We start from the raw sequence: 9,780 nt of genomic DNA on the forward strand, positions 1-9,780 counted from the left end.
AAGGGAGGATTGTTTATTTGATTATAAAAATTATATTTTGAGGTATCTTAATTTTTAATATTAATATAATGAAAAGAAAAATAAATATTTATTTACAGAAATCAGTTAACTTAGTATTATCTTGTATATCAACTAAAGCTTCACCGAATCTTTGGAAATGGACAACTTCTCTTTCTCTTAAAAATCCTAATATTTTTTTTATTTCAGCATCATCTGTTAAATTAAGTAGCCATTCATAAGTAGCTCTAGCTTTTTGCTCAGCAGCCATGTTTTCAGTTAAGTCAGCAATTACATCTCCTTTGGCCTGGATATAGGTTGCAGTCCAAGGATTACCAGTTGCATCTGTATAAAATACGGCTTTCCCATGATCAGCATAATGACCATCTAAACCAGAAGCTTTTATATCTTCAATAGAGGCATTTTCCATAATTTGATGTACCATTGTAGCCATTACTTCTACATGAGCAAGTTCTTCTGTGCCTATATCCGTAAGTAAAGCTCTAGATTTATTGGTTGGCATAGTATATCTTTGATCTAAATATCTAAGGGCAGCCCCTAATTCTCCATCTGGACCACCATATTGAGTAACTAAAAGTTTAGCCATTCTTAAATCAGTTGATTTTAAGTTAACTGGATGTTGAAGTGTTTTAACATAATACCACACTAGATTTACCTCCTATTATTTTCCCAAGGCCATGGTGAATTAACCCAAGCTTCAGGATTTTGAAAATAAGCTCTTCCAAAGTTGGTTAAAGGACCATATTCTTTTTCATAATCCCATATAACTTTATTAAGCTCACAAGAAATAGTTTCAAAATCTTTTGTTGCCTTTTCACAGTTTGGGAAATTATCAAGATAGAGGTTTAAATCAAGAGCATAAAATTGAAGCATATGGATTTTAGCTAAATATTCATTTTTACTCATATTTCTTTACCTCCTTAAGAGATTTAGAAGCACAATATGGACTATATAAATCTTTGAATATAGTACCAGCAGCAAATGCATCATCAATATTGAACAAATTTTCATAAGGTTGGAGGTTAATAAATACTTTTCCATACATATAAGGAGAGAATACTTTATAAGATTCGTAACAATTTTTACTTGGATCCTCACATAAAATATTACAGTATGTTTTTCCTGGATCCTCTATACATTCGTTACACTTAGTGCAATTATCATGATCACGAAATGACATAAAGACTTCCTTTCATAAAATAGCTTTACTAATAGAATATGTATAAAGGAATTAAATGTTAAGGAAAGATCAAAAAAATAAGAAAAATATTAAAAAGGAGGAGAAATTTATAATTTCCTATGATATTTTATTTTGATATTTTGTATGATATTATCTATATATATGTTTTAATAAATAATCTGAATTTTGAGAAGTTATGTTATTTTAAGTGAAAAATAGTTTTGAAAGTAAATTACATATAAATAAAATACAGAAGGTGATTAAATGAGAAGTGTTGATTATAGAGGATTGACTGGGAAAGTAGTAACTAAAGAGAGTGAAGAATATAATGCTTCTATAATATGCTGGAATAGAGCAATAGAAAAATATCCATTAGTTATTGTTTATTGTTTTAACGAAAATGATGTAATAAATGCAATAAAGTGGGCTAGAGAAAATAATATAGAAATTAGAGTGAGATCAGGAGCTCATAGTTATGAAGGCTATTCAACAGGAAATGATGTAGCAATTATTGATGTGAGCAACTTAAATAAAATATATATAAATGAAGAGAAGTTAATTGCTAAAATTGGCGGTGGAGTAAGAAATAGAGAAGCTTATGAAACTTTTGGATCTAGGGGGTATGCTTTTCCAGGTGGTGGGTGTCCAACTGTAGGTGTTCCAGGATTAATATTAGGTGGAGGCTGGGGCTATTCATCAAGGTTTTTAGGACTAGCATCTGATAGTTTAATTGAAGCAGAAATTATAGATTATAAAGGTGATAAGTTAATAGTAAATAAAGAAGAAAATAGTGAACTTTTTTGGGCGTTAAAGGGAAGTGGAGGGTGTAATTTTGGAGTAATTACATCTATGACTATTAAAATAAAAGAAAAAGCTAATATGGGAACTTTAATATATATTAATTATCCTAGTATTACTAAAGAAGATAATATTGAAATTGTCTTAAGACTACAAGAGTTATATAAGGTTTTGGATAGAAAGATGAATTTAAAAACAGCTATATATAATTCTAGGGAAAGAGGTAGAGGAGTAAAGATTACAGGGTTATTTTATGGTAATTCTAAAGATGCTAAAGAAATATTAAAACCTCTTTTAGATATTACTAATAATATAGAAATTACCATAGAAGATAAGAGTATATTAGAATGTAATAGATGGATACAAGATAGCCATCCAGATTATGAAAAGTATAAATCAACAGGAAGATTTGTAAATAAAGATTATACAATTGAAGAGATCGAAAAACTTATAAATATAGTTGACACTCCATCAGAAGGCTTTGATTACACGGCCATAACTTTTTATGGTGCAGGAGGAGCTATTAGAGATGTAGGTAAACTGGATAGTGCTTATTATTATAGAGATGCAAACTTTATTATGGGAATTCAATCAGTTTGGGAAGTGGACAAGTATGCTGAGGAAAATAAGGAATGGGTTAATGAGAATTTTAAAACTATAAAAGCTTTAACTAATGGATCCTTTGTAAACTTTCCTATAATTGGACTAGAAAATTATGAAGAAGAATATTATGGAGAAAATATTAAAAAGCTTAGAGAATTAAAAGCAAAATACGATCCTTATAGTGTTTTTACTTACCCTCAAGTTATAAAATCAAAGGATGAAATATAAGATAAAGACAATAGGATTAAAAAGTGATATAATTGATAAGGATTATTAAATGAGGTGATAAATTGATAAGTATAGCTGGAAAAGGTTGCGAGAGACTTGTTCCTACTGAAGAGAAAAAGCCTTTAGAGGAAATAGAACGTAGCCTTGTTAAAAAATATAGAAAACATATATGGACTAAATTTGTTAGGGCGGTTAAAGACTACAATTTAGTTGAAGAAGGAGATAAAATTGCTGTAGCTATATCTGGAGGAAAAGATTCATTACTTATGGCTAAGTGTTTTCAAGAATTAAAAAAACATGGTCAAATGAATTTTGAATTAGAATTTATAGCAATGGATCCTGGATACCATCCTCAAATAAAGGAACTTTTAATAGAAAACTGTGAGCACCTAGGTATTCCAGTTCAAATATATGAAGGTAAAGTTTTTGAGGTAGTAGATAAGATGGCTAGAGACTATCCATGTTATTTATGTGCTAGAATGAGAAGAGGTTCTTTATATAATAAAGCTAAGGAACTTGGATGTAATAAGCTAGCTCTTGGTCATCATTATAATGATGTTATAGAAACAACATTACTTAATGTTTTATATGCCGGTAATTTCAAAACTATGTTACCTAAGTTTAAATCTGCTAATTTTCAAAATATGGAGCTTATAAGACCTCTATATTATGTAGAAGAAGATTACATAAAGAGATTTACAAATAATGCTGGAATATGGCCACTTAATTGCGCTTGCATGGTTGCAGCAGAAAAAATAGGTAATAAGAGATATGAAATTAAGGAATTAATAAAAGAACTTAAGAAGAATTTTGATGGTGTTGAAAAATCAATCTTTAAGTCAGCTGAAAATGTTAATTTAGATTCAATTCTTGGCTGGGAAAAAGATGGAATTAAAACAAAGTACTTAGAAGTTTATGATGAGGAATAATTAACGCTATATTATTTATAATAATAATGTAGCGGAGGTGATTTTATGGCAAAGAAAGGTCAAAAGGCAAGTTGGGAGAATAAAAGATACCAACCTCCTAAGGCTAGTGAAGCTTCTAAAGTACCTGAAGTTAAATAAAAGTTATAGTTATTAAAAAAAAGCTGCTTAAATATGAATTTCTTTAAGCAGTTTTTCTGTTTTATCAAAATTTGAAAAATTTCTACACATATTTTACTTTTTTTATTAAAAAATATATGTTATATTTTATTTAAGCTTTAATGCTGAAAATTATGTATTGGAGAAATAATATGGATAAAGATAAATTTATTGCTATGGACCCAAATATTTTATTAAGTATGATTAATATGAAGCTTAGAGATTTTTATTCTAGCTTAGACGATTTATGTGATGATATGGGAATAATTAAAAGTGATTTAGAAGAAAAGTTAGAATCTATAGATTATAGATATGATAAAGAAAGAAATCAATTCAAATAAATGTTAGGAGGTATAATTTATGAAATTAAAAAACTTTGGTAAATTAGCCGTTTTAGTTGCAGCAGGTACAGCTTTAGTAGCAACATTAATTAATGATAATAAGGAAAAAGCAAAAAAAGAAGAAGTTACAACAGATAGAGAATAAAAATCTCTCGCTTAGATATAGTAAATTTTCATAAGGATAAAAGGTAGGAATAGGGATATGAGTATTGACAAGGAAGTTAAATACCTTAAATTTAAGAATAAAAAATCCTTAGCTTTTGATGAGAGTAGCGAGTTTTTATCTAGGTTCAAAGAATCTTTTATAAAATCAATAAATGGACTGTTTATATTTGCAGATATAGAAAAAGACTTGATAATATTATATGGAAATAATAAGGGAATCATAGGGGTTGATGATGATTTTATAGTTATGTCTTTTAATGAGTGTATGGAATATATACATCCAGAGTTTATTGATATATTAATTGAGGGTATTAAAGGTAATTTAGAGGAAATCGAAATTAAAATAATCAATTTAGATAGGCAAGAAGTATGGATTAGTATTAAAGGACAAGGTGAAAAGAGTAAAAAAGGAAGTCTTCAAAGATTTGAAGGCTACATACATAATATAACTAAGGAAAAAGAAGCAAGTTTTAAATTAGAGTATATGAGTTATTATGATGAATTAACTGGCTTGATAAACAGAAAAAGATTTAAAGAAGTTATAGATAAAGAACTTAGAGCTCATACATTAGAAGAAAGTAGGGGAGCTCTAATAATAATTGATATAGATAATTTTAAATTTGTTAATGATTCTTATGGGCATATTTATGGAGATTTGTTTCTGAAACGATTTTCTGAGGACTTAAAGAAAATGCTTAAATTCAATTCTAATATTTGTAGATTTGGTGGAGATGAGTTTTTGGTTTTCCTTCCATATATAGAAGATATTAAAGAAATTGAGAATATTATTACCAAGATTGTAAACATATTAAAAAATCCGTATAGTATAAATGGTAAAAAAATATTTTCTACAGTAAGTATAGGTGTTTCAGTTTTTCCAGATGATGCTGAGGACTTTGAAGGTTTATTAAAGAATTCAGATGCATCTATGTATATGGCTAAAAGTAATGGTAAGAATCAATGGCAAATGTTCAATAGTAATATATCAAAGGAAATAAATAGAATATATTCTATTCAAAAAGGACTTAGAACAACCTTAGAGAATAATGAAATGTATGTTGTATTTCAACCTAAGATTAGACTAACTGACGATGAAGTTGATGGATTTGAAGCTTTACTAAGATGGAAAAACGAAGAAATGGGCTTTGTAAGCCCAGGAGAATTTATCCCAATTGCAGAAAGTACAAGACTTATTATTCCTATTGGAAAGTTTGTATTAAGAGAAGTTTTTGCTAAAATTAAATATTTACTATCAGAAGGATATGATAACTTTAAAATAGCTGTAAATCTTTCAGAGATTCAATTAAGAGAAGGAGACTTGGTAACGTATTTTAACTCTTTAATAGAGGAGTTTCAAGTATCTCCTAAATATGTTGAAATTGAAATAACTGAAAGTATGATTATGAAATCAGTAGATAGAAATATTCAACATTTGTTAGAAATTAAAGAATTAGGAGCATCTATTGCTTTAGATGATTTTGGAACAGGTTATTCATCATTGAATCATTTAACAAAATTACCTATCGATGTTTTAAAAATAGATAGAAGCTTTGTAGTTGATATGACTCAAAATGATAAATCTAGGTTTATAGTAGAAAATATTATTCAACTATCTCATAAGCTAGGTATTACTGTAGTTGCAGAGGGTGTTGAAGAAAAAGAGCAAGTAGATTATTTAAAGAGTATTGAATGTGATACTGTTCAGGGATATTATTATAGCAGACCAGAACATTTTGAAAATGTAATAACTATGTTAAGTAAATAGACATGGCTTATAGTTGCTAAGAAATAAGGGCTTATAAAGGATGGTAAGTTAATTAAAATCTTTTATAAGCCCTAGATATGTTTAAAAGTTAAGTTTTAATATAGATTTTATTATACAATTTGGGGGGATAAGATGAAAAAAACAGTTGATCTAGTATCAGGAAATATTTTATCAGCATTAATAAAATTATCATTACCTATATTAGGTACTTCATTTATTCAAATGGCTTATAATATGATAGATATGATATGGGTTGGGAGAATGGGTAGTGATGCAGTTGCAGCTGTGGGAACGGCTGGGTTTTTCACTTGGTTTGGAAGTGCATTAGTTTTTATTTCTAAAATAGGAGCAGAAATAGGTGTTTCACAAGCTATAGGTAAAAAGGATCAAGTAGAAAGAAATAAATATATTTATAATAGTTTGCTTATAAATATTATAATTGCAATTACATATACAATTCTTTTAATACTTTTAAGAAATAATTTAGTTGGATTTTTTAAATTAGGTAATGAAGAAATAATTAGAATGGCTATTGAATACTTAATAGTAGTTTCATTAGGAATGATATTTAGCTTTTTAAATCCTTTATTTACAGGAATATTTAATGCTTCTGGAAGTAGTAAGGTGCCATTTTTAATTAATTCTATAGGACTAGTATTTAATATAGTTTTTGACCCAATACTGATCTTTGGACTTTTTGGATTCCCAAGATTAGGTGTTATTGGAGCTGCCTTAGCTACCGTATTAGCACAAGTTATAGTTACTTTCATTTTTATAGTAGCATTTATTAAAAATGGATATAGTTTAAGTTTAAAGAATAAAAAATATATAGACAAAGCTATAATAATAAAAATATGTAAACTTGGTATTCCAATGGCCCTACAAAATTGTGGGTTTTCATTTTTTGCTATGGTAATAGGAAGAGTTGTAGCTTCATTTGGACCAGTAGCAATTGCAGTACAGAAGGTTGGCTCACAAATTGAAGCTATATCATGGATGACTGCAGAAGGATTTGCAGCTGCATTAACGGCTTTTGTTGGACAAAACTATGGAGCAAATAAATGGGGAAGAATTTTAAAGGGATATAAGTCTACAATATTAGTGGCTAGTGTACTAGGAGTTCTTTCAAGCCTATTATTAATTTTTGCAGGAAGAGAATTATTTTCTGTGTTTATTCCAGAGAAGGAAGCTATTGATGCAGGTGCAGCTTACCTAACTATACTAGGATTTTCTCAGTTATTTATGTGTATAGAAATAACTACTGCAGGCGCTTTTTCTGGATTAGGAGATACAGTTACTCCTTTTTGGGTAAGTATAATACTTACAGGTCTTAGAATACCTATAGCTATATTTTTAAGCTCATATTTAGCATTAGGATTAAATGGAGTATGGTGGAGTATTAGCGGAACCAGTATTTTAAAAGGAATAATTTTAGTTATACTATTCTTTATAATGGTGATTATTCCAAATAAAAATAAATTTAAAAAAAGTGTTGACAATTTAGAGTGTAGATAATATTATATAAATAAATTAACAAGTAATTCCTTTGATGAGGGAGAGTAACTATTATGTAAGGTTTAAGAGAGCTGAAGGTGGTGGGATTTCAGTACTGTAACAGATAGTGAATGGGCCTCTGAGGAGTAAGGCGAAATTCTTTAAAGTAGCTAAACCGTAAGTCCCACGTTATAGGGAATAGGGTATGAAGTACCTGATTGGAGAGGCTTTTTTAAGCAATTTAGGTGGCACCACGGATAATACCGTCCTATACAATTTGTATAGGGCGTTTTTTTATACTCAAAAATAGTAAGGAGCTGGTAATTATGGTATGAACTTTAGGTGATAGCAGAGATTAAATTAAATTTATTAAAAAAGGAGAATTCAAAATGAAAAGAAATTTAAATGTTAAAAAAATGATATTAAATGCAATATTAATAGCAATAGGAGCACTATTACATCAAATTACGCCAGCTTTAGGATTACCAATGCAACCAGATTTAGCTTTAGCAATGTTATTTATAATTATTTTAATAAATAAAGATTATAAGACAACATTAATTTCAAGTATAATAATGGGTGTTATTACTGCACTTACAACGAAGTTTCCAGGAGGACAACTTCCGAATATTATTGATAAGCTTGTAACAGCACATCTAATATTCTTTACATTTAAGATAATGGGAGAAAGAGTTTTAGATTTTGTTAAGATAGTAATAGCTTTAAGTTTAGGAACTGTAATAAGTGGATTAGTATTTTTAGGATCAGCTAGTATAATAGTTGGACTTCCAGGACCTTTTATATTATTAGTTAGTACAGTGGTAATACCAGCAGCGATTATGAATATATTTTTAGGAATAATTTTATATAAAGCAATAGGTGTAGCTTTGAAAGCAACGAGAACAGAAATAGTATAGAGAACTGACTTCGTCAGCTTGAATTAAGAATGAAAAATTAAGGATGTGATTTTTTATAAATCGCTAAAATAAAAGAATGGGCTGTTTTTGTAAACAGCCCAATTAAAAAATATTAATTTTAATTCTTAATTTGTTATTTTATATTTGTGCGACAGCACCTTTAAAATTATAAAGCTCTGGCAAGAGTTTTTTCCTTTATTCTTCATTCTAAAGTATACATTTCAAAGCTATCGTGTTATTTTATAGATTTCAGGTGTATCTTCTGTTATTGTTTTAAATACATATCCCTTATCTTTATAGTATTTAATTATGGAAGGAAGGGCTTTAGCAGAGTTTTTATTTATATAACCACAGTGCATTAATAGTACTATATTGTTCTTAGAAGAATAAGCTTTTTTAGCTATAGTGCTTGGGGCTGAGTTATAATTGGCACCATCTTCAGTATCTAAAGTCCAATCGTATATTTTTAAATTATTATTATGTATTTCTTCAACTAAAGAATTCTTTAATTTATAGGTTCTATTATTACATCCAAAAGGAAATCTTAAAATATTATATCGCTCGCCTGTTACCTTATATATTTCATCTTGGCATTTTAGCATTTCATTTATAAAGCCACTATTATTACAATAAAGTTTATTTCTATCATGGGAATAGCTGTGCAATCCTATGCTATGACCTTCTTCTTTCATTCTTAGTAGTATATCTTCTTGAGTTTTAATTTGAGAACCTACTACAAAGAATGTGGCTTTTACATCTTCCTTTTTTAAGGTATCTAGAACGTCAGTAGTAACTTTTCCCCCAGGCCCATCATCAAAGGTAAGGTATATTGTTTTAGGGCCAATATTATCAGATTCATCATTTGCTTTTTCATTATTGGTATCATTATAGGCAAAAGCTGTTAAGCTTGGGTATATTAAACTTATACTTAAAAATAACAATAGCATGAATAAGATTATAATTTTATTTTATTTTTTCATAATTCACCTCCAAAGAATAACAAGCATTTATAGTATTCCTAAAAAAACATATAATAAACTCTTAAATATAAAAAAAATTTTGCTAAATTTAATAAAAAACTTAGGTAAGGCAACTAATAAAAATTGATTTAATAATAAGAATATTGGATATAATTATTAAAGGAATTCAGTTATCTGAATTCCTTTTAATTTATAAGATTACGTAC

11 protein-coding genes and 1 other annotated feature are annotated in these 9,780 nt (G+C 28.3%); of the genes, 7 read left to right on the forward strand and 4 right to left on the reverse strand.

The window, feature by feature from the left end; all coding sequences use genetic code 11:
• Nucleotides 1-88: 88 nt before the first annotated feature.
• The 3 genes from E6248_RS09115 to E6248_RS09125 are packed head-to-tail and all read right to left on the reverse strand — an operon-like array spanning nucleotide 89 to nucleotide 1,198.
• Nucleotides 89-664: a manganese catalase family protein gene (locus tag E6248_RS09115; protein WP_316340507.1), complete on the reverse strand. Its 576-nt coding sequence runs from the start codon at nucleotides 662-664 to the stop codon at nucleotides 89-91.
• Nucleotides 665-669: 5 nt separating this feature from the next.
• On the reverse strand, nucleotides 670-924 hold the full coding sequence (locus tag E6248_RS09120; protein WP_316340508.1) for a spore coat protein CotJB: 255 nt from the start codon (nucleotides 922-924) through the stop codon (nucleotides 670-672).
• Nucleotides 917-1,198 carry a spore coat associated protein CotJA gene (locus E6248_RS09125; RefSeq protein WP_316340509.1) on the reverse strand — a complete coding sequence of 94 codons (282 nt, stop codon included), beginning with the start codon at nucleotides 1,196-1,198 and terminating at the stop codon, nucleotides 917-919. Before E6248_RS09125 ends, E6248_RS09120 begins: the two co-directional genes overlap by 8 nt.
• Before the next feature lie 264 nt (nucleotides 1,199-1,462).
• Here E6248_RS09125 and E6248_RS09130 point away from each other — a divergent pair, with 264 nt between their 5' ends.
• The 7 genes from E6248_RS09130 (at nucleotide 1,463) to E6248_RS09160 (ending at nucleotide 8,594) form a co-directional block, all read left to right on the forward strand.
• A complete protein-coding gene (locus E6248_RS09130) occupies nucleotides 1,463-2,827 on the forward strand; it encodes an FAD-dependent oxidoreductase (RefSeq protein WP_316340510.1) in 1,365 nt (454 codons plus the stop codon).
• Between the two features lie 62 nt (nucleotides 2,828-2,889).
• Nucleotides 2,890-3,756, forward strand: coding sequence for an ATP-binding protein (locus E6248_RS09135; protein WP_316340511.1), 867 nt, complete (start codon nucleotides 2,890-2,892; stop codon nucleotides 3,754-3,756).
• Nucleotides 3,757-4,064: 308 nt separating this feature from the next.
• Nucleotides 4,065-4,253, forward strand: coding sequence for a DUF4250 domain-containing protein (locus tag E6248_RS09140; RefSeq protein WP_316340512.1), 189 nt, complete (start codon nucleotides 4,065-4,067; stop codon nucleotides 4,251-4,253).
• Nucleotides 4,254-4,272: 19 nt separating this feature from the next.
• Entirely contained in the window at nucleotides 4,273-4,398 is a 126-nt protein-coding gene (locus tag E6248_RS09145; protein WP_316340513.1) for a hypothetical protein, read from the forward strand.
• A gap of 57 nt (nucleotides 4,399-4,455) precedes the next feature.
• Nucleotides 4,456-6,183, forward strand: coding sequence for an EAL domain-containing protein (locus E6248_RS09150; protein WP_316340514.1), 1,728 nt, complete (start codon nucleotides 4,456-4,458; stop codon nucleotides 6,181-6,183).
• Between the two features lie 132 nt (nucleotides 6,184-6,315).
• Nucleotides 6,316-7,698 carry an MATE family efflux transporter gene (locus E6248_RS09155; RefSeq protein WP_316340515.1) on the forward strand — a complete coding sequence of 461 codons (1,383 nt, stop codon included), beginning with the start codon at nucleotides 6,316-6,318 and terminating at the stop codon, nucleotides 7,696-7,698.
• 22 nt (nucleotides 7,699-7,720) lie between these two features.
• Nucleotides 7,721-7,951, forward strand: a binding site (T-box leader).
• A 115-nt stretch (nucleotides 7,952-8,066) separates the two neighbouring features.
• Nucleotides 8,067-8,594, forward strand: coding sequence for a tryptophan transporter (locus tag E6248_RS09160; protein WP_316340516.1), 528 nt, complete (start codon nucleotides 8,067-8,069; stop codon nucleotides 8,592-8,594).
• Between the two features lie 227 nt (nucleotides 8,595-8,821).
• On the opposite strand, the gene E6248_RS09165 is transcribed toward E6248_RS09160, so the two are convergent.
• Nucleotides 8,822-9,541: a polysaccharide deacetylase family protein gene (locus E6248_RS09165; RefSeq protein WP_316340517.1), complete on the reverse strand. Its 720-nt coding sequence runs from the start codon at nucleotides 9,539-9,541 to the stop codon at nucleotides 8,822-8,824.
• Nucleotides 9,542-9,780 lie beyond the last annotated feature (239 nt).

It is taken from the genome of Clostridium sp., assembly GCF_032552055.1.
Lineage (GTDB): Bacteria > Bacillota > Clostridia > Clostridiales > Clostridiaceae > Clostridium.

Coding starts and splice junctions, on each gene's coding strand:
- E6248_RS09120 (WP_316340508.1), bottom strand. CDS start 924: ATGAGTAAAAATGAATATTTAGCTAAAATCCATATGCTTCAATTTTAT.
- E6248_RS09125 (WP_316340509.1), bottom strand. CDS start 1,198: ATGTCATTTCGTGATCATGATAATTGCACTAAGTGTAACGAATGTATA.
- E6248_RS09130 (WP_316340510.1), top strand. CDS start 1,463: ATGAGAAGTGTTGATTATAGAGGATTGACTGGGAAAGTAGTAACTAAA.
- E6248_RS09140 (WP_316340512.1), top strand. CDS start 4,065: ATGGATAAAGATAAATTTATTGCTATGGACCCAAATATTTTATTAAGT.
- E6248_RS09145 (WP_316340513.1), top strand. CDS start 4,273: ATGAAATTAAAAAACTTTGGTAAATTAGCCGTTTTAGTTGCAGCAGGT.
- E6248_RS09150 (WP_316340514.1), top strand. CDS start 4,456: ATGAGTATTGACAAGGAAGTTAAATACCTTAAATTTAAGAATAAAAAA.
- E6248_RS09155 (WP_316340515.1), top strand. CDS start 6,316: ATGAAAAAAACAGTTGATCTAGTATCAGGAAATATTTTATCAGCATTA.
- E6248_RS09160 (WP_316340516.1), top strand. CDS start 8,067: ATGAAAAGAAATTTAAATGTTAAAAAAATGATATTAAATGCAATATTA.
- E6248_RS09165 (WP_316340517.1), bottom strand. CDS start 9,541: ATGCTATTGTTATTTTTAAGTATAAGTTTAATATACCCAAGCTTAACA.